The organism is Winslowiella sp. 2C04, assembly GCF_050037805.1.
In the GTDB taxonomy this organism is placed as follows: Bacteria; Pseudomonadota; Gammaproteobacteria; order Enterobacterales; family Enterobacteriaceae; genus Erwinia; species Erwinia toletana_A.
The window spans coordinates 970,600-993,186 of record NZ_CP188300.1 but is presented as its reverse complement, the minus strand read 5'-3'; the positions used below and the strand labels follow the sequence as shown (position 1 = coordinate 993,186).

Sequence of the window (22,587 nt, the reverse complement as noted above, 5' to 3'; positions counted from 1 at the left end):
ACCATATGGACGTCTAAACTGCTATATGGAAAATTGTTATACAGGGCGTGTCGACAGAATGCAACGTTGCAAACGGTAAGCTATTACGGCAGGCGGGAAAGTACTTCCCCAGCAGACAGCGTTATCCATTGGGGAACAATGCTTAATTAAACAGACAGTCCAGATAGCGCTCCAGCGCCGCACGCGAGCTGAAGCCGTGTGGAATGCCGTAGTGATCCTGTGCATCGCCAACCAGGTACATTGGAAACTGCACATAGTGGTCACAGGTTTTAATTTCCGAGGCCGGCTCAGCAATGCTCTGGCTTTTCTCTTTCAGCGTTGGGTGAATAATCAATGCGGTACGACCCATGCGCGCTTCGCGATTGACGTAGACATAGTTTTCACCGCGACGATAACCGTAGGTTTTGGGCGTTACCGCATCCATCTCGAATCCGGCTTTCTCCAGTACGCGTGCCACCTCATCAGGTCGTAAATACATGCTCGATCCTCTTAGTCTTACAAAGCACCACAACCTTACCTCAGGCCAGGCGCTCAGGGCTTTCGGAATTATCCATAAAGGCGACAATACCGGGTCAAAACCACTGCGCAGATTAATGATGGTCTACACTGAGTATTAGTTATTAACGCGAAGGGAGCGAAAAATGTTTAACAGAACGACGAAAAATAATGATACCGATATCAATCAGGACGTTTCTTTGCTGGCTGATACACTTGATGATCTGCTGAAATCTTACGGCAGCAAAACAAAGGAAGAGGTCGACTCCGCGCGCGGTAAAGCTGAATCGCTGTTAAAAGAGACGCGCGCTAAGCTGAACGGTCGTAATCGCGTTACTCAGGCGGCGAAAGATGCCGGCGAACATGTTGATGATTATGTCCATGATAAACCATGGCACGGCGTGGGCATCGGTACTGCGGTCGGTATTGTGATCGGTGCATTGCTGGCTTCCCGCCGCTAACAGCTCTGTTCCCCCTGTTCTGTCCCTGCCCTCGGGCGGGGATTTTTTTTGCCAAAATTGATAAAAAAAATATTCTCGTCGCAAAAAGCCCGCGTTATCAGGCTTTAGCCATCCTGCTCATCAGCTTTGCTAAAAACACTATATATAGTCAGGTTGATTTCATTAACCACTACATCTAGTATTAGCCACATCAGTTCACCACTACAGCTGGTGGCACAATCTACGCGAATCGACAGTAAAACGATTCATATCAGGCGATATCTCTCACCGCTGAGGTAAATACGAATCATGCGCATTATTATTTACACTAAAGATAACTGTGTCCAGTGCAACGCGACAAAAAATGCCATGGATAAAAAAGGCATCGGTTATCAGCTGATCAATCTCGATAGCGAACCGGACGCAGTGGAAACCCTGAAATCGCTCGGATATCGCCAGGTACCGGTGGTGATGGCAGCCGACCAACACTGGAGTGGCTTTCGTCCGGACAAAATTTCCGCGCTGAGCCAGATGACTCAAGGCTAAAAATATGTTCCCACTGGTCTATTTCTCCAGCCAGTCGGAAAACACGCACCGTTTTATCAGCCGTTTGGGCTTGCCGGCGCGGCGAATTCCACTGGATGGAGCACAACACTTACAGGTTGATCGTCCCTATATTCTGGTGGTGCCAAGCTACGGCGGTGGCACCGCTCGCGGGGCCGTCCCCAAACAGGTGATTCAATTTCTTAATGATGAAGCCAATCGCCGCCTGATCCGCGGCGTGATTGCAGCCGGGAACCGTAACTTTGGTACCGCGTTCTGCATGGCGGGCGACATCATTGCGCAAAAATGTCAGGTTCCTTATCTCTATCGCTTTGAGTTGCTGGGGACCGCCGACGATATTGCTAACGTAAAATCGGGAGTAACCCAATTTTGGCAACAACAGACAGCACCGTTATAAAACCCGCCGCCACCGCGCTCGACTATCACGCGCTGAACGCGATGCTTAACCTTTATGATGCCGACGGTAATATCCAGTTTGAGAAAGACCACGAAGCAACGCGCCAGTTTTATCTGCAGCATGTGATTCCTGGCAGCGTAGCTTTCGATTCGCTGGCCGAACGCCTGCAATTTCTGGTGGCGGAAGGTTATTACGAAGCCGAAGTGCTGAACGCCTGGCGCTTTGAGTTTGTCGCTGAACTGTTTGCCCAGGCTTATCAACGTCGCTTCCGCTTCCGGACGTTTCTCGGTGCCTATAAGTTCTATACCAGCTACGCGCTGAAGACTTTTGATGGCAAACGCTATCTGGAAAACTTTGAAGATCGCGTCTGTATGGTGGCGCTGACGCTGTCACGCGGTGATGAGCAGCTGGCAACGTCGCTGATGGAAGAGATGCTGAGCGGACGTTTTCAGCCAGCCACCCCCACCTTTCTCAACTGCGGCAAACAGCAGCGCGGTGAGCTGGTTTCCTGCTTCCTGCTGCGTATCGAAGATAATATGGAGTCGATTGGCCGTTCGGTTAATTCGGCGCTGCAATTGTCGAAACGCGGCGGCGGCGTGGCGTTTCTGCTGTCGAATCTGCGCGAAGCCGGTGCGCCGATCAAGCGTATTGAAAATCAGTCATCCGGCGTTATTCCGGTAATGAAAATGCTGGAAGATGCTTTCTCCTACGCCAATCAGCTGGGTGCACGCCAGGGCGCAGGCGCGGTTTATCTGCATGCGCACCATCCGGATATTCTGCGTTTTCTTGATACCAAACGTGAAAATGCCGATGAAAAAATTCGCATCAAAACCCTGTCACTTGGGGTGGTAATTCCGGATATCACTTTCCAGCTGGCAAAAACCAATCAGCCGATGGCGCTGTTCTCACCGTATGACGTTGAGCGTCTGTACGGCCTGCCTTTTGCTGATATCAGCGTCAGTGAAAAATATCACGAGATGCTGGCTGACGAACGTATTCGTAAGACCTTCATTAATCCGCGTGAGTTTTTCCAGACGCTGGCGGAAATTCAGTTTGAATCCGGCTATCCCTACATCATGTATGAAGACACGGTGAATCGCGCCAACCCTATTAAGGGGCGGATTAATATGAGCAACCTGTGTTCTGAAATCTTGCAGGTGAATACACCGACCGACTATAACGACGATCTCAGCTATCGTCATATCGGTAAAGATATCTCCTGCAATCTCGGCTCGCTGAATATTGCCCATGCGATGGACTCGGAGGATTTTGCCCGTACGGTGGAAATCGCCATTCGCGGCCTGACGGCAGTGTCAGAGATGAGCAATATTGCTTCAGTACCGTCGATTGCCGCAGGTAATGCTCAGTCACACGCTATCGGCCTTGGTCAGATGAATCTGCATGGCTATCTGGCGCGTGAAGGTATGCTTTACGGTTCAGAAGAAGCGCTGGATTTCACCAATATCTACTTTTATTGCGTGACGTACCACGCGCTGCGCACGTCGAATCAACTGGCACGTGAGCGTCAACAAAGCTTCGCCGGATTTAGCGAGTCACGCTATGCCAGCGGCGAATATTTTGATCGGTATATCGATCAAAGTTGGCAGCCGCGCACTGCCCGCATTGCTGCACTGTTTGCGGCGGCGGGTATCACACTGCCGACCCAGCAAGACTGGCGCACGCTGAAAGCGGCGGTAATGAGCAGCGGATTGTATAACCAGAATCTGCAAGCAATTCCGCCGACCGGTTCGATCTCATATATCAATCACGCCACCTCCAGTATCCACCCTATCGTTTCGCGTATTGAGATTCGCAAAGAGGGTAAAACCGGCCGCGTCTATTATCCGGCGCCGTTTATGAACAACCACAACCAGTCGCTGTATCAGGATGCCTACGACATCGGGCCAGAGGCAATTATTAATACCTATGCCGAAGCCACGCAACATGTCGATCAGGGGCTGTCGTTAACCCTGTTCTTCCGTGATACCGCCACCACCCGCGATATTAATAAAGCGCAGATTTACGCCTGGAAGAAAGGGATTAAAACGCTCTACTACATCCGCCTGCGTCAAATGGCGCTGGAAGGTACCGAAGTTCAGGGCTGCGTCTCCTGTTCCCTGTAAGCCGCACTTTTCACCGTTAAAGATGAAATCATGAACACATTAAAACGCGTACAAGCCATTAACTGGAACCAGATTCAGGATGATAAAGATCTGGAAGTGTGGAACCGTCTGACCGCTAACTTCTGGCTACCGGAAAAATTGCCGTTATCCAATGATTTGCCGTCATGGAACAGTCTGAATGCGCAGGAGCAACAGTTGACTATCCGGGTATTTACCGGCCTGACACTGCTCGACACCATTCAAAATGTGCTGGGCGCACCGGCACTGATGGCCGACGCACTGACGCCGCACGAAGAAGCGGTGATGTCGAATATCAGCTTTATGGAAGCCGTGCATGCCCGCTCGTACAGTTCGATTTTCTCGACGCTGTGCCACACCAGCGATGTCGATGCCGCCTATCAGTGGAGCGAAGAGAATCCGCCATTGCAGCGTAAGGCCGAGATTATTCTTGAGCACTATCACAATGACGATCCGCTGAAGAAAAAAATCGCCAGCGTCTTCCTGGAATCCTTCCTGTTCTATTCCGGCTTCTATTTGCCAATGTACTGGTCCAGTCGCGGCAAGCTGACCAATACCGCTGACCTGATTCGCCTGATCATTCGTGATGAAGCGGTACACGGTTATTACATCGGCTATAAGTATCAGAAAGCGCTGGAAAAGGTCGATGATGCGCGTCGCGAAGAGCTGCAACAATTTGCCTATGATCTGCTGATGGCGCTGTATGAGAATGAACTGGCCTATACCGAAGCGCTGTATGACGACGTTGGCTGGAGTGAGGAGGTCAAAGCTTTCCTGCACTACAACGCCAATAAAGCGCTGATGAATCTGGGTTATGATGCACTGTTCCCGGCGGAAATGGCCGAAGTGAACCCGGCGATCCTCTCGGCGCTGTCGCCCAATGCCGATGAAAACCATGATTTCTTCTCCGGCTCCGGCTCTTCCTATGTGATGGGCAAAGCGGTCGATACTGAGGACGATGACTGGAACTTCTGACCGTTACAACGAGGGTGCTGCTCAGGCACCCTGTATTTCAAATTAATTCCACTTAATTCCCAAGATTTCAACCAGCAAGCCAGACTATTTACTTATAATAAATTCGTCACATTCTGCATATTTGATTAAATATCCACTTCGCTAAACGTCACTATTTTCATCCATCCCAGGTAAATTCCGATGAAAATATCAGACTATTTTTAACTTTTTTCATTAGCCGCAATCCCTTATGTGCCCTGACATTATCAGAGATTATCGTCTCATCAAATTCCCCTGCTCGCCCGCGAAGGGTTGTCAGATACTCTCAGTGTGTTAGGGTATATGCCGCTTTTATTTAACCAGGATATAACAAGAAAAATAAGATAATTAATCAACTAACGGGAACTTAATTACCGCATGGCAATTAAATTAGAAGTTAAGAATTTATATAAAGTATTTGGGGAAAATCCCGAGCGTGCGTTTAAGCACATCGAGAAAGGCATCAGCAAAGAGGCACTACTGGAGAAAACCGGCCTCTCTCTCGGGGTAAAAGACGCCAGTCTGGCCATTGAAGAAGGCGAGATATTTGTCATCATGGGGTTATCCGGCTCAGGAAAATCCACCATGGTTCGCCTTCTCAATCGTCTGATAGAACCGACTCGCGGCCAGGTCATAATTGATGGTGTCGACATCGCGAAAATATCTGAAAGCGACCTGCGTCAGGTACGCCGAAATAAAATCAGTATGGTATTCCAGTCATTTGCTCTGATGCCGCATATGACGGTATTAAATAATGCAGCATTTGGTATGGAATTAGCCGGCGTGCCATTGCAGGAACGTCAGGAAAAAGCACTCGACGCGCTGCGTCAGGTCGGGTTGGATAATTACGCTCATGCTTATCCTGATGAACTTTCTGGCGGTATGCGTCAGCGTGTTGGATTAGCCCGTGCGCTGGCAATTAACCCGGATATTTTACTGATGGATGAAGCCTTCTCGGCACTCGATCCATTAATCCGTACTGAAATGCAGGACGAGCTGGTCAAACTACAGTCAAAACATCAGCGCACCATTGTGTTTATCTCCCATGACCTTGATGAAGCAATGCGCATCGGCGATCGCATCGCCATTATGCAGGGCGGTGAAGTGGTACAGGTCGGCACCCCGGACGAAATTCTGAATAATCCCGCCAATGACTACGTGCGCACCTTCTTCCGCGGGGTTGATATCAGCCATGTGTTCAGCGCCAAAGATATTGCCCGCCGCAGCGCTGGCGCGTTGATTCGTAAAGCGCCGGGCCTCGGCCCTCGCTCCGCCATCAAACTGTTGCAGGATGCCGACCGCGAATACGGTTACGTGCTGGAGCGACAAAAGTTTGTCGGTATCGTCTCTGTCGACTCGCTGAAAGTCGCGCTGGCCGCTGGCGAAGGGCTGGATTCGGCCCTGCTGACCTCACCTGCCGCAGTGCCGGGTGATACCTCACTGAATGAACTGCTGTCGCATGTGGCGCAGGCACCTTGTGCCGTGCCGATCGTCGGCGAAGACCATCAGTATATCGGCATCATTTCCAAGGGCACGTTACTACAGGCATTAGATCGCGAGGGGGCAAACAATGAGTAATCAAACGGCAAATCCGTGGGAAACCGCACCCGCGCAGACTGATACCGCACCGACAACTGACGGCAGCAGTGCCGCCTCAGCCAGCGATCCCTGGTCCACTCCTGCCGATACCAGCAGTGCGTCTGCGGATGCGGCGTCCACCAGCGGTGGTAGCGATGCCTGGGGTTCACCGGCGTCTGCCGGCGGTCACGATGCGGCTGCCAGCAGCAGCGACTGGCTGAGTAGCGCGCCTGCGCCACAAGCGGAGCACTTCAATATCCTCGATCCCTTTCATAAGACCCTGATCCCGCTGGATAGCTGGGTCACAGAAGGTATTGACTGGGTAGTCTCGCATTTCCGTCCGCTGTTCCAGGGCATTCGCGTACCGGTAGATTATATCCTCAGCGCCTTCCAGCAGTTGCTACTGGGGATGCCAGCGCCGGTGGCAATCATCGTCTTTGCGCTGATTGCCTGGCAGCTTTCCAGCTTCGGCATGGGTATCGCCACGCTGGTTTCACTGATTGCCATTGGAGCGATTGGCGCCTGGTCGCAGGCGATGGTGACGCTGGCGCTGGTACTCACCGCCTTGCTGTTCTGTATTGTCATCGGGTTGCCGCTTGGCATCTGGCTGGCGCGTAGCGAGCGGGCAGCGAAAATTATTCGGCCACTGCTGGATGCCATGCAAACCACGCCGGCGTTTGTCTACCTGGTGCCGATTGTGATGCTGTTTGGTATCGGTAATGTGCCAGGCGTGGTGGTCACCATCATCTTTGCCCTGCCGCCAATTGTGCGCCTGACGATTCTCGGCATTAAGCAAGTACCGGCCGATTTAATCGAAGCCGCCGAATCCTTTGGCGCTAATCCGCGCCAGATGCTGTTTAAAGTTCAGCTGCCGCTGGCAATGCCAACCATTATGGCCGGGGTTAACCAGACGCTGATGCTGGCACTGTCGATGGTGGTTATCGCCTCAATGATCGCTGTAGGAGGTCTGGGACAGATGGTACTGCGCGGCATTGGCCGTCTGGATATGGGCCTCGCAACCGTCGGTGGCGTCGGCATCGTGATCCTGGCGATCATCCTCGATCGCCTGACACAGTCACTGGGCCGCGACAGCCGCAGCCGTGGCAGTCGCCGCTGGTACACCACCGGCCCGGTTGGCCTGCTGACTCGTCCGTTTATCAAGAAATGATTTTCCGGCGGTGCGTCAGTGGCACCGCCGGCTAATACCGCAATAACATCACTAATAAGGAATCACTATGCGCAAGACAGCAATTTTGGCAGCCGCCTTAACCACTCTGGCCGCGACACAGGTTTCCGCAGCAGACCTGCCGGGTAAAGGCATTACGGTTAAGCCAGTACAGAGCACCATTTCCGAAGAGAGTTTTCAGACGCTGCTGGTCAGTCGAGCGCTGGAAAAACTGGGCTACACCGTGGACAGCACCAGTGAAGTTGATTACAACGTTGGCTACACCTCCATTGCCTCTGGCGATGCCACTTTTACTGCCGTTAACTGGCAACCGCTGCATGACGATATGTACAAAGCGGCAGGCGGTGACAAAAAGTTTTATCGCGAGGGTAATTACGTTGAAGGCGCGGCTCAGGGCTATCTGATCGATAAAAAAACTGCCGAGAAGTATCACATTACGCGTATCGACCAGTTGAAAGATCCGAAGATCGCCAAACTGTTTGATACCAATGGTGATGGCAAAGCTGACCTGACCGGTTGTACCCCAGGCTGGGGCTGTGAGGCGGTGATCAATCATCAGATGCCGGCCTTCGGTCTAAGTAAGACGGTCGAAGCCAATATGGGTAACTATTCTGCGATGATCGCAGACGTGATGGCGCGCTTTAAGCAGGGCAAACCGGTTATCTACTATACCTGGACACCCTACTGGTTAAGCGACGTACTGGTTCCGGGTAAAGATGTCGTCTGGTTGCAGGTGCCGTTCTCTTCTCTGCCGGGTGAACAGAAAGATCTTGATACTAAATTACCGAATGGTGCCAATTATGGCTTCCCGGTCAACAGCATGCATATCGTGGCGAATAAACAGTGGGCTGAGAAAAACCCGGCAGCCGCCAAATTGTTTGCTGAAATGAAGCTGCCTATCGCCGATATCAATGCGCAGAATGCGCGCATGCATGACGGCGAAGCGTCTGAAAGCGATATCAACCGTCATGTTGATGGCTGGATTAAAGCTCACCAGGCGCAGTTTGATAAGTGGGTTGCTGACGCAGCCGCTGCGGCAAAATCCTGATTAAACAGGCAACAACGCCCATTGTTAAACATTACACCAGCAGCCTCAGGGCTGCTTTTTTGTCTGTGACTGGTTTGGCCTGTTAATCATCGCAACAATGAAATAGTTTTTTAGGTTACTATTAGCGTATTCCACTTATCAATGCTGTTAACTGCTTATGAAATCCGCACCACAGGGGCTAAGCCCTGCGCTTGTCGCTTTGATGTCAGTTGCGACAGGCCTTTCTGTTGCCTGTAACTATTATGTTCAACCCCTGTTGGAAACTATCGCCCGCAGTTTTGATTTATCCGTAAATCAGGCCGGCTTTATCGTTACCACTGCCCAACTGGGCTATGCCGCCGGTTTACTGCTGCTGGTTCCACTTGGCGATATGCTGGAACGGCGCGGCTTAATTGTGGTGATGAGCCTGCTGGCCGCCGGCGGCATGGTGATTACCGCGCTGTCATCGTCCCTCAAGATGATGCTGGCAGGCACGATATTAACCGGGCTGTTTTCAGTGGTGGCGCAAATCCTGGTGCCTCTGGCCGCCACGCTGGCCGCGCCGGAAAAACGCGGTAAAGTGATCGGCACCGTGATGAGTGGCCTGCTGCTGGGTATCTTGCTGGCGCGAACCGTTGCCGGTGGCTTAGCGCAACTTGGCGGCTGGCGCACCGTTTACTGGGTTGCCAGTATTTTGATGGCGCTGATGGCGCTGGCACTGTGGCGTTATTTGCCGCGCTATCGTCAGTCGGTTCCACTTAACTATCCGCAGCTGCTACGTTCGATTTTCAAACTGTATGGCGCCAGCCGGGTGCTGCGAACCCGCGCGATGGTCGGCTGTCTGTCCTTTGCCAACTTTAGCGTGCTGTGGACATCAATGGCTTTTTTGCTGGCCTCACCGCCCTATAACTACTCGGAAGGCATGATTGGGCTGCTCGGCCTGGTCGGCGCGGCAGGAGCACTGGCTGCACGGCAGGCCGGAAGCCTGGCGGATAAGGGTAAAGCGCGCATCACCACTACGGCAGGATTACTGATCATGCTGGCGTCATGGGGTATCACCGCAGTTGGTGCTCACTCACTTCTGGCGCTGATCGTGGGAATTATTCTGCTCGATCTTGCGGTACAAGGCGTGCACATTACCAACCAGAGCGTGATTTATCGTCGAATGCCGGAAGCGCGTAACCGTCTGACTTCCGGCTACATGACCAGCTACTTTATCGGCGGTGCCGTTGGTTCACTGGTCTCCGCCAGCGCCTTTCAGTACGCGGGCTGGTATGGCGTCTGCGCGGCAGGCGTCGTCATGACGCTGCTGAATCTGCTCTGCTGGTGGAGCGGCTACCGTCATGAAAATGACAGTAATTAGCCTGCATATAGTAAATTGAGTAATTTTCAGATTGTGCAGGGGTATTAAGCCCTTGCCCTCTCTGGTATTGTTTAACGTTACTTATTCAGGACGGTTATTTTTACGCATGCAATTATTAAGCAATCGGAAAGCAATGCTCTGCGGAGACGTGTCTGACACGCCACCGGCAGCTTGCGACGGCTTGCCGCATGCTGATATCACCCGCCATTCTGTTCCTGCCGTATCGACCTGTCGTCCAGTTCTGCCTCTTCGCAGCAAAGTCGTAGATGGCCAAATTTCTGCCCAACAGCACCGGATTTTTCACGCTGTTGTCCGCCCTGGGTTAAGGAGTGACCTGGAAATTATTGATGGTGATTCTGTGAACCTGAAAAGGTTACCACCGGCAAAGTGCCTGCACTTATCAAATCACCATCGTTACTATACCAGTTGCAACTAGTGAGGTTCCCCCAAGATGGAAAGTTCGTTTACTCCCATTGAACAGATGCTAAATTTTCGCGCTAATCGCCAGAAAGATTTTCCTTTGCAGGAAATTATGCTGACGCGTCTGTGCATGCATATGCAAAGCAAATTGCTGGATAACCGCAATAAAATGCTGAAAGCTCAAGGGATTAACGAGACGCTGTTTATGGCGTTGATTACGCTCGATGCACAGGAAAATCACAGCATTCAACCATCTGAGCTGAGTTCTGCACTTGGCTCATCACGCACCAACGCCACGCGCATTGCCGACGAACTGGAAAAGCGTGGCTGGATTGAGCGCCGTGAAAGTGACAACGACCGCCGCTGCCTGTATCTGCACCTTACCGAAAAAGGGAATGAATTCCTGCGCCAGCTGCTGCCACCGCAGCATCAGAGCCTGCAACATCTGTGGTCTTCGCTGAGCACGTCTGAAAAGAGCCAGCTGGAAGGGATTACGCGTAAATTGCTTAACCGTCTCGACCAAATGGACGAAGAACAAGTTATCGCTTCTCTTTCCCGATAATAGCAATTACTGCGACACAATCACGCCAATAAACCGCTATTTTAACCGCCCATTTACCCATGCCAGCGCTAATCCCGCTGGCATTTTAGGCTCGGGACTTTGCGTGCATGGATGTGCGTAACCCCGTAATACGTGAAAAACGTGGAGAACACCATGAGTGCAAATGCGGAGCTGCAATCACCGCAGCAGCCAGCTAATAAAAAGAAAAAGCGTAAAACAGCGCTGCTGATTCTGGCTGTCGTGGTTATTGTGATTGGTATCGCTTATCTGACTTACTGGTTCCTGGTGTTACGCCACTATCAGGAAACCGATGACGCGTATGTCGCCGGTAACCAGGTTCAGGTGATGGCGCAAGTTTCCGGCAGCGTCAATACGGTGTGGTTTGATAATACCGACTTTGTGAAAAAAGGGGATGTGTTGATCACGCTGGATAAAACCGATGCCGAGCAAGCGTTTGAAAAAGCGCAGACCGCATTGGCCACCAGCGTTCGCCAGACTCATCAGCTGATGATTAACGGTAAACAGTATCAGGCAACCATTGAACTGCAAAAAACGGCGCTGGCACAGGCTGAATCAGACCTGAGACGCCGTGAGCCGTTAGGAAGTGCTAACTTAATTGGTCGTGAGGAACTGCAACACGCACGCAATGCCGTCGCCTCTGCTAAAGCTCAGCTCGACGTGGCGGTGCAGCAGTACAATGCCAATCAGGCGGTAGTCATGAACACCTCGCTGGAAAACCAGCCGGCAGTTAAACAGAGCGCGGCAGCATTGCGCGACGCATGGCTGGCGTTACAGCGCACCGAAATCGTCAGCCCGATGGACGGTTTTGTCTCCCGTCGCAGTGTGCAGGTCGGTTCGCAGATCAGTACTTCTACCCCTCTATTAGCGGTGGTTCCGGCGAACAACCTGTGGGTCGACGCCAACTTTAAAGAGACGCAGCTCGCCAAAGTACGCATCGGCCAACCGGCGACGGTAGTCAGCGATATCTACGGTGATGACGTGGTGTATCACGGTAAAGTTGTTGGTCTCGATATGGGAACCGGTAGCGCCTTCTCACTGCTGCCCGCGCAGAATGCCACCGGTAACTGGATCAAAGTGGTTCAGCGACTGCCGGTGCGTATCGAACTCGATCCGCAGCAGGTCGCGCAGCATCCGCTGCGTATTGGCCTGTCGACGCTGGTGAAAGTTGATACCCAGAATACCGACGGTAGGGTGCTGGCTGACAACGTGCGCAAGACTCCGGCATATGAAAGTAATGCTCTGGCACTGGATTTAGCGCCAGCTAACCAGTTGATTGCCGATATTATTCGTGCCAATGCGGGTTAAGAAAGCGGGAGTCTGTTATGGCACAAAAACCGCTTGAGGGAGCCCAGCTGGTTCTGATGACCATCGCCTTGTCACTGGCGACGTTTATGCAGGTTCTGGACTCCACCATCGCTAACGTGGCAATCCCAACGATTGCCGGTAATCTTGGTGCCTCTAACTCTCAGGGCACCTGGGTGATCACCTCGTTTGGCGTCGCCAACGCTATCTCGATTCCGATCACCGGCTGGCTGGCGAAACGGGTCGGTGAGGTCAAACTGTTCCTGTGGTCTACCGCTGCTTTTGCGGTAGCCTCATGGCTGTGTGGAATGGCAGACAGCCTCGGCATGCTGATCTTTTTCCGCGTAATTCAGGGCGTTGTTGCCGGCCCGCTGATTCCGCTGTCCCAGAGCTTATTGTTAAGTAACTATCCGCCCGCCAAGCGCAGCATTGCCCTGTCACTTTGGGCGATGACGGTGATTGTTGCGCCAATCTGCGGCCCGATACTCGGCGGCTGGATTAGCGATAACTATCACTGGGGTTGGATCTTCTTTATCAACGTGCCGATTGGTGCGGTGGTGGTGATGCTGGCACTGCAAACGCTGCGCAGCCGCGAAACCAAAACCGAAATCAGACCGATTGATACCGTCGGGCTGGTACTACTGGTGTTGGGAGTCGGCTGCCTGCAGGTCATGCTCGATCAGGGTAAAGAGCTGGACTGGTTTAGCTCGACGGAGATAATCATCCTCGCAGTGGTGGCGGTGATCTCGCTGGTGGCATTGCTGGTATGGGAGTTGACCGACGATAACCCGATAGTCGATCTGTCGCTGTTTAAATCACGCAACTTTACTATCGGTTGTCTGTCGATCAGCCTGGCTTATATGCTGTATTTCGGCTCAATAGTCCTGCTGCCGCAGCTATTGCAGGAGGTCTACGGCTATACCGCCACCTGGGCGGGTCTGGCATCGGCACCGGTGGGAATTATTCCGGTGATTTTGTCGCCGATTATTGGTCGTTTTGCCCATAAGCTCGATATGCGCCGGCTGGTTACCTTCAGCTTTATTATGTATGCCGTCTGCTTCTACTGGCGCGCTTACACCTTCGAGCCGGGTATGGATTTTGGCGCGTCCGCGTGGCCGCAGTTTATTCAGGGTTTTGCGGTAGCCTGCTTCTTTATGCCACTGACTACCATTACCCTTTCAGGCTTACCGCCTGAGCGGCTGGCGGCAGCATCGAGCTTGTCGAACTTTACCCGAACTCTTGCCGGTTCGATTGGCACCTCGATCACCACCACCTTGTGGACTAACCGCGAGTCGATGCACCACAGTTATCTGACCGAGTCGATTAATCCTTATAACCTCAACTCGCAGGAGACCTACCGGCAACTGGAACAGCTCGGCATGACGCAGCAGCAGGCTTCCGCCTGGATCGCGCAGCAGATTACCAATCAGGGGCTGATTATTTCTGCTAATGAGATCTTCTGGGCTTCAGCGGGCGTGTTTTTGATTCTGCTGGTGCTGGTGTGGTTTGCCCGTCCGCCGTTTGGTTCCGGCAGCGGCGGCGGTGGCGCGCACTGATTTTCAGCTATAAAAAAACGGGCGAAAGCCCGTTTTTTATTGGTCATGCAAGCCCAAAATGGCCAGCCAGATAGTCAATTAGCTATTCTGACGCCACCATTCTGCTAACAGCACGCCCGTCGCAACGGAAACGTTCAGGCTTTCCACCTTCCCGGTTCCGCCAATCGACACGCTAAGATCGCCCTGCTGCCATGCGCTGTCTGACAGGCCATCACGCTCCTGTCCCAATACCAGTACCACTTTGGCTGGCAGCTGTGCTTTCGCCAGCGGCGTACCTTTATGGCTGGAAGTGGTGACAATGGTGTAACCCGCTTTACGGAATGCATCCAGACCGGCAACAAAGCTCTCGCCGCTGATTGCCTGCACATGCTCCGCACCACCTTCGGCGGTACGAACAGCCGCACCGGACTCCAGCAATGACGCGTCATCCACCAGCAATCCTTTAGCACCAAAGTGGGCGCAGCTGCGCATAATGCCACCGAGGTTATGCGGATTGCCGATATCTTCCAGCGCCAGCACACAATCTTTTTCGCCAGCGGTAGATAACCACTCGCTCACCGGCATACCAGAGCGCTTCTTAATCAGGAAGCAAACACCACCGTGGTGTTCAGTGCCAGATGCTTTTGCCAGTTCCGCTTCGTCTACCACATGGTAGGCTTTACGGTTGGCTGCCATCCAGCGCAATGCTTCACGAAAACGTGGCGTAACTTCCTGAACAAACCACGCACGCACGATGCATTCAGGACGGCTTTGAAACAGCGCCTGACAGGCATTTTCGCCATACACGCGGGTTTCTTCCATGCGCTGACGGCGCAGCTGCTCTGGATCGATATAACTTTTCCCGCTGATACCACCGTGATCGGGCTTATTATCATCTGCTGGAGCACGTGAAACCGTGCGCCATGGCGAGTCACTATGACCGCTATCGCGCCCGCCGCGGGGCTTATCATCAGCATTTCGGGAAGGACGACGATTGCCATCCTGACGAGATGCGGCCGGACGGCCACCTTTACCGGTACGTGGATTACCGCTGCCACGCTTTTCATTCTCGTCATCACCGCGGACATACATCACTTTGACTTTGCCGCTTTTACCTTTAAATTCGTCGTTCATCTTTTCCTCCACCTGGCTGAGCGCGAAGCGCGCAGATTACCTGATGTGACCACGCTAAGCTATTAACTTCCACCAAAAGCTATTAACTATTATACCCATTGAGTATTCCACGTTGTTGATGTGACCAGCCCGATCGATAATTAGCCTAAGAAATGTGAAGAGCGGTAAGTAAACGCTCACCAATAACCAAATTTTAGAGGTGAACAATGAATACGGTTTGTGCATCATGCCAGGCAACGAATCGCGTTCCGGAAGAGCGTATCACTGATAATGCCAAATGCGGTCGTTGCGGTAGCGAGTTATTCGACGGTGAAGTGATTAACGCCACCACTGAGACATTTGATAAATATCTGCAGGACGACCTGCCGGTAGTGGTCGATTTTTGGGCGCCGTGGTGTGGCCCTTGCGTAAACTTCGCGCCGGTTTATGAAGACGTGGCGGCAGAACGCAGTGGCAAAGTCCGCTTCATAAAAGTGAATACCGAAGCGCAGCCTGAGCTGAGCGCACGCTTTCGCATCCGCAGTATTCCAACCATTATGCTGTTTAAGCAGGGCCAGATGGTCGATATGCTGAATGGCGCAATGCCTAAAGCGCCATTCTCTGCATGGCTGGATGAATCACTCTGATTTAAGCACCATCACGGGCGGTGTAAAAACCGCCCTACGTTTGTCGATGGTTTTCGGCTAATATGGGGTTTTCCTCAGATATCACCTTATGATCGAAAACGCCGTCCTTCGTTTACGCGCTGAGCGTCTCGCCCGCGCCACCCGCCCTTTTCTCGCTCGTGGAAACCGCACTATCCGCTGCCAGCGTTGCCTGCTGCCGCAGAAAAACTGCCTGTGCGCGACCATCTCGCCTCAACCTGCACGTAGTCGTTTCTGTCTGGTGATGTTCGACACCGAGCCAATGAAACCCAGCAATACCGGTCGGCTGATTGCCGATATTCTGCCGGATACCGAGGCTTTTGGCTGGTCGCGCACCGAGCCTGATCCGGCGCTGCTCGCCGCGGTACAGAACCCGGACGTACAGCCGATGGTGGTGTTTCCCGAGTCTTATGCTGATGCCGGACGTCCAATACTCAACGCCCCGCCGCTAACTGGAAAACCGCCGCTGTTTATTATGCTGGATGGCACCTGGACCGAAGCGCGAAAAATGTTTCGTAAAAGCCCCTGGCTCGACCGCCTGCCGGTGATGTCGCTGACGCTGACTACCCCCTCCAATTATACGCTGCGGGAAGCGCACGGCGCCGGACAACACTGCACCGCAGAAGTCGCTGCCGAATTATTAGCACAGGCCGGTGACAACGCCGCTTCCCAGGCGCTGGCCGATCACTTCAACTTGTTCCGCCAACGTTATCTGGCAGGAAAACCTCATCATCCAATCCATCTCACGGCAGAAGCGATCGAAAACGTTTAGAATCAGGCTAATCAATTTCTTCGGGAGCAGGAAATGAGCCAACGTGGGCTGGAAGCGCTGTTACGTCCAAAATCGATTGCGGTAATCGGCGCATCAATAAAACCGCAGCGTGCCGGTTACCTGATGATGCGCAATCTGCTCAATGGCAACTTCAGCGGCCCGATTCTGCCGGTTACGCCACAATATAAAGCAGTGTGCGGCGTGCTCGCCTGGCCCGATATCGCCAGCCTGCCGCTGGCACCCGACCTGGCGATTATCTGTACCAACGCCAGCCGTAATCTCAGTTTATTGCAACAACTGGGAGAACGCGGCTGCAAAGCCTGCATTATTCTCTCCGCTCCTGAAAGCCAGCTTACTGCGTTGAAAGCCTGTGCCAGCCAGTGGCAAATCCGCTTGCTTGGGCCTAACAGCCTTGGATTGCTGGCCCCCTGGCAGGGGCTGAATGCCAGTTTTTCCCCGGTACCGATTGAGAAAGGGAAGCTGGCATTTATTTCGCAGTCGGCAGCGGTATCCAATACCATTCTTGACTGGGCGCAACAGCGCCAGCTGGGCTTCTCCTGGTTTATCGCGCTGGGTGACAGCCTGGATATTGATGCCGATGACCTGCTCGACTTCCTCGCTCGCGACGGTAAAACCAGCGCCATCTTGCTGTATCTTGAACATCTGAGCGACGCACGCCGCTTTGTCTCGGCAGCGCGCAGCGCCTCTCGTAATAAACCGATCCTGGTGATCAAAAGTGGTCGTAGCGCGCAGGCGCAGCTGCTGTTAAAAACCCATCCGGGACTCGATGCTGCCTGGGATGCCGCGATTCAGCGTGCCGGATTACTGCGCGTACAGGATACCCATGAGTTATTTTCAGCGGTCGAAACCCTGAGCCATATGCGCCCGCTTCGTGGCGAACGCCTGATGATCGTCAGTAACGGTGCGGCTCCTGCCGCGCTGGCACTTGATGCACTTGATGCGCGTAAAGGTAAGCTGGCCCAGCTTAGCGACAGCACGCTCGCTGCTTTGGCTGCCGCGCTGCCGGAAGGCATCACGCCTGGTAATCCGCTCGATCTAAAAGATGATGCCGCGCCCGAGCACTATCAGCACACCCTAAACTTGTTGCTGGACAGCCATGATTTTGATGCTCTGATGGTTGTCCATGCCCCGAGTGCGGTGGCTCCAGCCACCGTGACAGCGCAGCGGTTAATTGACGGCATCAAACAGCATTCACGCGGCAATGCCGTCACTATACTGACGAACTGGTGCGGTGAGCACTCATCAATGCAAGCCCGACGGGCATTCAGCGATGCCGGGATTCCCACTTACCGCACCCCGGAAGGCACCATTACCGCCTTTATGCATATGGTGGAATACCGACGCAACCAGAAGCAGCTGCGCGAGACACCGGCACTCCCGCCGAATTTGCAGCAGGATACTGCTTATGCCCATCAGCTTATTCAGCAGGCGCTAAACGCCGGTCCGACTACACTGGATACCCATGAAGTTCAGTCGATACTGCAAGCCTATGGGCTGAGTACTTTGCCGACCTGGATTGCGAATGACAGTGTCGAAGCGGTGCATATCGCCGGGCAAATTGGCTATCCGGTAGCATTGAAGCTGCGTTCGCCTGATATCCCGCATAAATCAGAAGTTCAGGGCGTAATGCTCTATCTGCGGACCGCCAGTGAAGTTCAACAGGCCGCCGATGCAATTATTGACCGCGTGAAACAGGCCTGGCCGCAAGCACGCATTCATGGTCTGCAGGTACAAAGCATGGCCAATCGCGCAGGCGCACAGGAGTTACGCATAGTGGTCGAGCAGGATCCGCTGTTTGGCCCGATTATCCTGCTGGGTGAAGGCGGCATCGCGTGGCATGCCGATCGCCAGGCAGTGGTCGCACTACCGCCGCTGAATATGACGCTGGCACGCTACCTGGTCATTCAGGCCATCAACAGCGGCAAAATTCGCGGGCGCAGCGCATTGCGTCCACTGGATATCGCCGGTATCAGTCAGGTGCTGGTGCAGGTATCCAACCTGATAGTCGATTGCCCTGATATCCATAAACTTGATATTCATCCGCTACTGGCAGCCGGCGATGAATTCACCCTGCTCGATGTGACAATGCAGCTGGTACCCTTTACCGGGGATGCCGAAGCTCGCCTGGCGATTCGCCCTTATCCGCATGCGCTGGAAGAGCTGGTCGAGATGAAAAATGGCCAGCGTTGTCTGTTTCGCCCGATCCTGCCGGAAGATGAACCCCTGCTACGGCGCTTTATTGCCCTGGTAACCAAAGAGGATCTTTACTACCGTTACTTTAGTGAGATCAACGAGTTCACCCACGATGACTTAGCCAACATGACGCAGATCGACTACGATCGTGAAATGGCGATCGTCGCGATACGTCAGCATCAGGGCGAGAATGAGATTATTGGCGTTACGCGGGCAATCTCCGATGCGGACAATACTGACGCCGAGTTCTCGGTACTGGTGCGTTCCGATCTCAAGGGGCTGGGGCTCGGACGTCGTCTGCTGGAAAAAATGATCGCCTACACTCGCGAACATGGCCTGCTGCAGCTGAACGGCATTACCATGCCGGGTAATCGCGGAATGATTTCACTGGCACGCAAGCTGGGATTCTCCGTCGATGTGCAGCTGGAAGATGGAATTGTCAGCCTGGCTTTACCACTCACGCCAGCAATATCCGAACCTTGTAGAGAAAGGTAAAATTAACGCCTTCCGCTGCGGTTGATGGTAATATTGTCGGTTACAGCCATGATTTAATGGCAAAAGGCCACTCAATGAATAGAGAAGAAGCGCACTGTGATGTTGTCTAAATTTAAGCGCAATAAACACCAACAACACCTTGCTCAACTGCCAAAACTGTCCCAGTCAGTTGCTGATGTAACAACGCTATTTTCGCCGGCAGATTTTCGTGAAACATTGCTGGAAAAAATTGCGGCTGCAACGCGTCGCATCTGCATTGTGGCGCTCTATCTGGAAAATGACGATGGCGGTCGCGGCGTTATGTCAGCGCTCTATGCTGCGAAACGCGCACGCCCGGAGCTTGAGATAAGCGTACTGGTTGACTGGCATCGTGCACAGCGCGGGCGAATTGGTGCGGCAGCAGCGGCGACTAATGCCGACTGGTACTGTGAGATGGCCGATCAGAATCCCGATATTGCCATTCCGGTTTATGGCATTCCGGTCAATACCCGCGAAGCGCTTGGCGTGCTGCACCTTAAAGGGTTTATCATTGACGATACTCTGCTGTATAGCGGTGCCAGTATCAACGACGTCTATCTGCATCAGCACGACAAATATCGCTATGACCGCTATCAGCTAATCCGCAATGCCCGGCTGACAGATACCATGCTGGCCTGGATCGACAATAATCTTAAAGCGGCAGATGCGGTTCATCGCCTCGACCAGCACGAGCGTCCTAAAAGCCCGGAAATTAAAAATGAGACCCGCCAGTTCCGCCAGGACCTGCGTGGTTATGACTATCATTTTATCGGTGATGCTAACAATGAACAGCTGGCGGTCACGCCATTAGTAGGCCTCGGCAAGCGTAGTCTGCTGAACAAGACCATCTACCATCTGATGCCGTGCGCCGAGCAGAAACTGACGCTCTGCACCCCTTACTTCAATCTGCCAGCGCTGCTGGTGCGCAACATTATTTATCTGCTGCGCCAGGGGAAAGAAGTGGAAATCATAATCGGTGATAAGACCGCTAACGATTTTTACATCCCGGAAGATCAGCCATTTAAGATTATCGGCGCGTTGCCTTATCTGTATGAAATCAATTTGCGTCGTTTCCTGAGTCGGCTGCAATACTATGTGACCAGTGGCCAGCTGACGGTCAGACTGTGGAAAGATGGTGAAAACAGCTATCATTTGAAAGGTATGTGGGTGGATGACGAATGGATGCTGATTACCGGAAATAACCTCAATCCGCGCGCATGGCGACTGGATCTGGAAAACGCAGTGTTGATCCACGATCCGCTGCAGCAGCTGGCAGAACAGCGAGAACGCGAACTGGCGTTAATCCGCACGCATACGACGGTAGTCAAACACTTCCGCGATCTGGACAGTATTGCGGAATATCCGGTTAAAGTGCGGAAGCTGATTCGCCGCTTACGCCGCATTCGTATCGATCGGCTAATTAGCCGGATCCTCTGATTAATGCTGTAAGCCCCGCGATCTGACGGGGCTTTTTATTGGGCTGATGATGATTAAATATCTGATTATCGCCGTTATTTTCTGTTCAGGCTGTAGCCATATGGCGCAGGACCAGTGGACCGGTAAAGATAAAGCTCAGCACTTTATCGCTTCGGCAGTGCTCTCTGCCGCCGGTAATGAGTATGGGCAGAAACAGCACTGGAGCGATACACGCAGCAATACCTTTGGCCTGATGTTCGCCATCAGTCTTGGAGCCGCTAAAGAGTTATATGACAGCCGCGCAACAGGAACCGGCTGGAGCTGGAAGGATTTTGCCTGGGATGTAGCCGGTGCTGCCACCGGCTATGCATTATGGAATCTCGGACAATAATCAGAGCTTGATGCCCTTTCCTCTGCGATGCAGCATCAGCGACACTAAAAATGCTACCGCACCCATAACCGACACATACCAGAAGAAACTGGTTTCATTACCTGCCGCTTTCAGTGACAGCGCAACATATTCCGCCGATCCACCAAAGATAGCATTCGCCACCGCATAGGACAGACCCACACCCAGTGCGCGCACTTCCGGTGGAAACATCTCAGCCTTCAGAATACCACTGATGGAGGTGTAGAAGCTGGTGATTAACAGCGCGAGCATGACCAGCGCAAAGGCAATCCATGTGCTGTTAACACTTTGTAGTACCGTCAGAATTGGCACCGTAAGCAGCGCCGCAAAGCCACCGAAGATCAGCATGGAGCTACGGCGTCCGATTTTATCCGATAAGGCGCCAATCAGCGGCTGCACTAACATAAAGACAAATAGCGCTGCCGTCATTAATCCGCTGGCGGTCTTCGCATCCATCCCGGAAGTATTCACCAGGTATTTCTGCATATAGGTGGTAAAGGTATAAAAGCTTAGTGAGCCGCCCGCTGTGAATCCCAGTACCATAATAAAGGCGCGGCGATGCTTCCACAGGCCGCGCAGGCTGCCAGCGTCTTTATGTGCACGCGTTTTATCATCGGAGGTTTCATTAAGCGAACGACGCAGATACAGCGCGACAATCGCCAATGCCGCGCCTATCGCAAACGGGATACGCCAGCCCCAACTACGAAGATCTTCGTCTGAAAGAATGTGTTGCAGAACAACCACCGTTAGCAGGGCCATCAGCTGACCACCAATCAGCGTGACATACTGAAATGAGGCATAGAAACCTTTACGCCCTTCCACCGCCACTTCACTCATATAGGTGGCACTGGTGCCGTACTCGCCACCGACTGAAAGCCCCTGAAACAGTCGCGCCAGCAGCAGCAGTATCGGTGCCCAAATTCCCAATGTGGCGTAACCCGGTAAACAGGCAATTACCAGAGATCCAAAGCACATCATGCAAACCGATATCAGCATTGAGGTTTTACGCCCATGCTTGTCGGCAATATAACCAAATAACCAACCGCCAATTGGGCGCATCAGAAAGCCGGCGGCAAATACCCCTGCGGTTTGCACTAACTGAGTGGTGGTATCCCCTGCCGGGAAGAAAATATGCGCAAAATAGAGTGAGCAGAATGAATAAACATAGAAATCGAACCACTCGACCAGGTTCCCCGATGAAGCGCCAACAATCGCCCAGATACGTTTTTTCGTCTGCTCTGCCGATTCCGGCTGCTTTTCCTGCCCTGTTGCTACCTCAGCCATTTAATCACCCTCTTATTTTCCTTGCTGATCTTCAGCGCCAAAGGGTTCAGTAAAGCATTACAACGATTGTTAAGTAAATGTTTTGTATTTTTAGCTGAAGTTTTGTGAAGCAGGCGGGGTTTCCGGAAGAAAATTACTGAGGGGCTTTAAACGCAAAAAACCCCCAGCTTACGCTGG

Annotated in this window: 20 protein-coding genes; 17 read left to right on the top strand and 3 right to left on the bottom strand. The window is 52.8% G+C overall.

The features are described from left to right. Positions 1-142 precede the first annotated feature (142 nt). The gene (locus tag ACP3TC_RS04295) at positions 143-478 is read right to left on the bottom strand and encodes a DUF2002 family protein (RefSeq protein WP_313853352.1); all 336 of its coding nucleotides are present in this window, start codon (positions 476-478) and stop codon (positions 143-145) included. A gap of 163 nt (positions 479-641) precedes the next feature. On the opposite strand from ACP3TC_RS04295, the gene ACP3TC_RS04290 reads away from it, so the two are divergent. From ACP3TC_RS04290 to emrB, 12 genes are all read left to right on the top strand, one after another. Continuing rightward, positions 642-956 (top strand): DUF883 family protein, encoded by a 315-nt coding sequence (locus ACP3TC_RS04290; RefSeq protein WP_426817579.1) that lies wholly within the window; start codon positions 642-644, stop codon positions 954-956. A 288-nt stretch (positions 957-1,244) separates the two neighbouring features. Next, positions 1,245-1,481: a glutaredoxin-like protein NrdH gene (nrdH, locus tag ACP3TC_RS04285; protein WP_426817578.1), complete on the top strand. Its 237-nt coding sequence runs from the start codon at positions 1,245-1,247 to the stop codon at positions 1,479-1,481. A gap of 4 nt (positions 1,482-1,485) precedes the next feature. Continuing rightward, entirely contained in the window at positions 1,486-1,896 is a 411-nt protein-coding gene (gene nrdI, locus ACP3TC_RS04280; RefSeq protein ID WP_313853355.1) for a class Ib ribonucleoside-diphosphate reductase assembly flavoprotein NrdI, read from the top strand. Then, on the top strand, positions 1,869-4,019 hold the full coding sequence (gene nrdE / locus ACP3TC_RS04275; RefSeq protein WP_426817577.1) for a class 1b ribonucleoside-diphosphate reductase subunit alpha: 2,151 nt from the start codon (positions 1,869-1,871) through the stop codon (positions 4,017-4,019). The genes nrdI and nrdE overlap by 28 nt, the downstream gene beginning before the upstream one ends. A gap of 30 nt (positions 4,020-4,049) precedes the next feature. Continuing rightward, positions 4,050-5,012: a class 1b ribonucleoside-diphosphate reductase subunit beta gene (gene nrdF / locus ACP3TC_RS04270; RefSeq protein ID WP_313853357.1), complete on the top strand. Its 963-nt coding sequence runs from the start codon at positions 4,050-4,052 to the stop codon at positions 5,010-5,012. Between the two features lie 396 nt (positions 5,013-5,408). Further along, positions 5,409-6,608 (top strand): glycine betaine/L-proline ABC transporter ATP-binding protein ProV, encoded by a 1,200-nt coding sequence (proV, locus tag ACP3TC_RS04265; protein WP_313853358.1) that lies wholly within the window; start codon positions 5,409-5,411, stop codon positions 6,606-6,608. Next, the gene (gene proW, locus ACP3TC_RS04260) at positions 6,601-7,776 is read left to right on the top strand and encodes a glycine betaine/L-proline ABC transporter permease ProW (RefSeq protein WP_313853359.1); all 1,176 of its coding nucleotides are present in this window, start codon (positions 6,601-6,603) and stop codon (positions 7,774-7,776) included. Before proV ends, proW begins: the two co-directional genes overlap by 8 nt. Positions 7,777-7,843: 67 nt before the next feature. Continuing rightward, positions 7,844-8,842 carry a glycine betaine/L-proline ABC transporter substrate-binding protein ProX gene (gene proX / locus ACP3TC_RS04255; RefSeq protein ID WP_426817576.1) on the top strand — a complete coding sequence of 333 codons (999 nt, stop codon included), beginning with the start codon at positions 7,844-7,846 and terminating at the stop codon, positions 8,840-8,842. 157 nt (positions 8,843-8,999) lie between these two features. Then, positions 9,000-10,184, top strand: a complete 1,185-nt coding sequence (locus ACP3TC_RS04250) for an MFS transporter (RefSeq protein WP_313853363.1) — start codon at positions 9,000-9,002, stop codon at positions 10,182-10,184. Positions 10,185-10,635: 451 nt separating this feature from the next. Continuing rightward, on the top strand, positions 10,636-11,166 hold the full coding sequence (mprA, locus tag ACP3TC_RS04245) for a transcriptional repressor MprA (protein ID WP_313853364.1): 531 nt from the start codon (positions 10,636-10,638) through the stop codon (positions 11,164-11,166). A 153-nt stretch (positions 11,167-11,319) separates the two neighbouring features. Continuing rightward, entirely contained in the window at positions 11,320-12,492 is a 1,173-nt protein-coding gene (gene emrA / locus ACP3TC_RS04240; RefSeq protein ID WP_313853365.1) for a multidrug efflux MFS transporter periplasmic adaptor subunit EmrA, read from the top strand. A 17-nt stretch (positions 12,493-12,509) separates the two neighbouring features. Beyond that, positions 12,510-14,045, top strand: coding sequence for a multidrug efflux MFS transporter permease subunit EmrB (gene emrB / locus ACP3TC_RS04235; RefSeq protein WP_313853367.1), 1,536 nt, complete (start codon positions 12,510-12,512; stop codon positions 14,043-14,045). A 78-nt stretch (positions 14,046-14,123) separates the two neighbouring features. On the opposite strand, the gene ACP3TC_RS04230 is transcribed toward emrB, so the two are convergent. Further along, positions 14,124-15,158 carry a tRNA/rRNA methyltransferase gene (locus ACP3TC_RS04230; RefSeq protein WP_313853368.1) on the bottom strand — a complete coding sequence of 345 codons (1,035 nt, stop codon included), beginning with the start codon at positions 15,156-15,158 and terminating at the stop codon, positions 14,124-14,126. 206 nt (positions 15,159-15,364) lie between these two features. Between ACP3TC_RS04230 and trxC the strand changes: the two genes are divergently transcribed. The 5 genes from trxC to ACP3TC_RS04205 all read left to right on the top strand — a co-directional run bounded on the left by trxC (position 15,365) and on the right by ACP3TC_RS04205 (position 21,108). Next, positions 15,365-15,784, top strand: a complete 420-nt coding sequence (gene trxC, locus ACP3TC_RS04225) for a thioredoxin TrxC (RefSeq protein WP_313853370.1) — start codon at positions 15,365-15,367, stop codon at positions 15,782-15,784. 88 nt (positions 15,785-15,872) lie between these two features. Then, positions 15,873-16,574, top strand: coding sequence for a tRNA-uridine aminocarboxypropyltransferase (locus tag ACP3TC_RS04220; protein WP_313853371.1), 702 nt, complete (start codon positions 15,873-15,875; stop codon positions 16,572-16,574). 33 nt (positions 16,575-16,607) lie between these two features. Further along, positions 16,608-19,283 (top strand): bifunctional acetate--CoA ligase family protein/GNAT family N-acetyltransferase, encoded by a 2,676-nt coding sequence (locus tag ACP3TC_RS04215; RefSeq protein WP_426817575.1) that lies wholly within the window; start codon positions 16,608-16,610, stop codon positions 19,281-19,283. A 96-nt stretch (positions 19,284-19,379) separates the two neighbouring features. Beyond that, positions 19,380-20,738 carry a CDP-diacylglycerol--serine O-phosphatidyltransferase gene (pssA, locus tag ACP3TC_RS04210; protein ID WP_426817574.1) on the top strand — a complete coding sequence of 453 codons (1,359 nt, stop codon included), beginning with the start codon at positions 19,380-19,382 and terminating at the stop codon, positions 20,736-20,738. 49 nt (positions 20,739-20,787) lie between these two features. Next, entirely contained in the window at positions 20,788-21,108 is a 321-nt protein-coding gene (locus ACP3TC_RS04205; protein ID WP_313857787.1) for a YfiM family lipoprotein, read from the top strand. Here ACP3TC_RS04205 and ACP3TC_RS04200 read toward each other — a convergent pair whose 3' ends face one another. Beyond that, on the bottom strand, positions 21,109-22,410 hold the full coding sequence (locus tag ACP3TC_RS04200; protein ID WP_426817573.1) for an MFS transporter: 1,302 nt from the start codon (positions 22,408-22,410) through the stop codon (positions 21,109-21,111). It lies immediately after the preceding gene. Between the last annotated feature and the right edge of the window lie 177 nt (positions 22,411-22,587).

Coding starts and splice junctions, on each gene's coding strand:
- ACP3TC_RS04200 (WP_426817573.1), bottom strand. CDS start 22,410: ATGGCTGAGGTAGCAACAGGGCAGGAAAAGCAGCCGGAATCGGCAGAG.
- ACP3TC_RS04290 (WP_426817579.1), top strand. CDS start 642: ATGTTTAACAGAACGACGAAAAATAATGATACCGATATCAATCAGGAC.
- ACP3TC_RS04215 (WP_426817575.1), top strand. CDS start 16,608: ATGAGCCAACGTGGGCTGGAAGCGCTGTTACGTCCAAAATCGATTGCG.
- proX (WP_426817576.1), top strand. CDS start 7,844: ATGCGCAAGACAGCAATTTTGGCAGCCGCCTTAACCACTCTGGCCGCG.
- mprA (WP_313853364.1), top strand. CDS start 10,636: ATGGAAAGTTCGTTTACTCCCATTGAACAGATGCTAAATTTTCGCGCT.
- ACP3TC_RS04205 (WP_313857787.1), top strand. CDS start 20,788: ATGATTAAATATCTGATTATCGCCGTTATTTTCTGTTCAGGCTGTAGC.
- proW (WP_313853359.1), top strand. CDS start 6,601: ATGAGTAATCAAACGGCAAATCCGTGGGAAACCGCACCCGCGCAGACT.
- nrdH (WP_426817578.1), top strand. CDS start 1,245: ATGCGCATTATTATTTACACTAAAGATAACTGTGTCCAGTGCAACGCG.
- ACP3TC_RS04230 (WP_313853368.1), bottom strand. CDS start 15,158: ATGAACGACGAATTTAAAGGTAAAAGCGGCAAAGTCAAAGTGATGTAT.
- ACP3TC_RS04295 (WP_313853352.1), bottom strand. CDS start 478: ATGTATTTACGACCTGATGAGGTGGCACGCGTACTGGAGAAAGCCGGA.
- proV (WP_313853358.1), top strand. CDS start 5,409: ATGGCAATTAAATTAGAAGTTAAGAATTTATATAAAGTATTTGGGGAA.
- trxC (WP_313853370.1), top strand. CDS start 15,365: ATGAATACGGTTTGTGCATCATGCCAGGCAACGAATCGCGTTCCGGAA.
- emrB (WP_313853367.1), top strand. CDS start 12,510: ATGGCACAAAAACCGCTTGAGGGAGCCCAGCTGGTTCTGATGACCATC.
- nrdF (WP_313853357.1), top strand. CDS start 4,050: ATGAACACATTAAAACGCGTACAAGCCATTAACTGGAACCAGATTCAG.
- ACP3TC_RS04220 (WP_313853371.1), top strand. CDS start 15,873: ATGATCGAAAACGCCGTCCTTCGTTTACGCGCTGAGCGTCTCGCCCGC.
- nrdI (WP_313853355.1), top strand. CDS start 1,486: ATGTTCCCACTGGTCTATTTCTCCAGCCAGTCGGAAAACACGCACCGT.
- emrA (WP_313853365.1), top strand. CDS start 11,320: ATGAGTGCAAATGCGGAGCTGCAATCACCGCAGCAGCCAGCTAATAAA.
- ACP3TC_RS04250 (WP_313853363.1), top strand. CDS start 9,000: ATGAAATCCGCACCACAGGGGCTAAGCCCTGCGCTTGTCGCTTTGATG.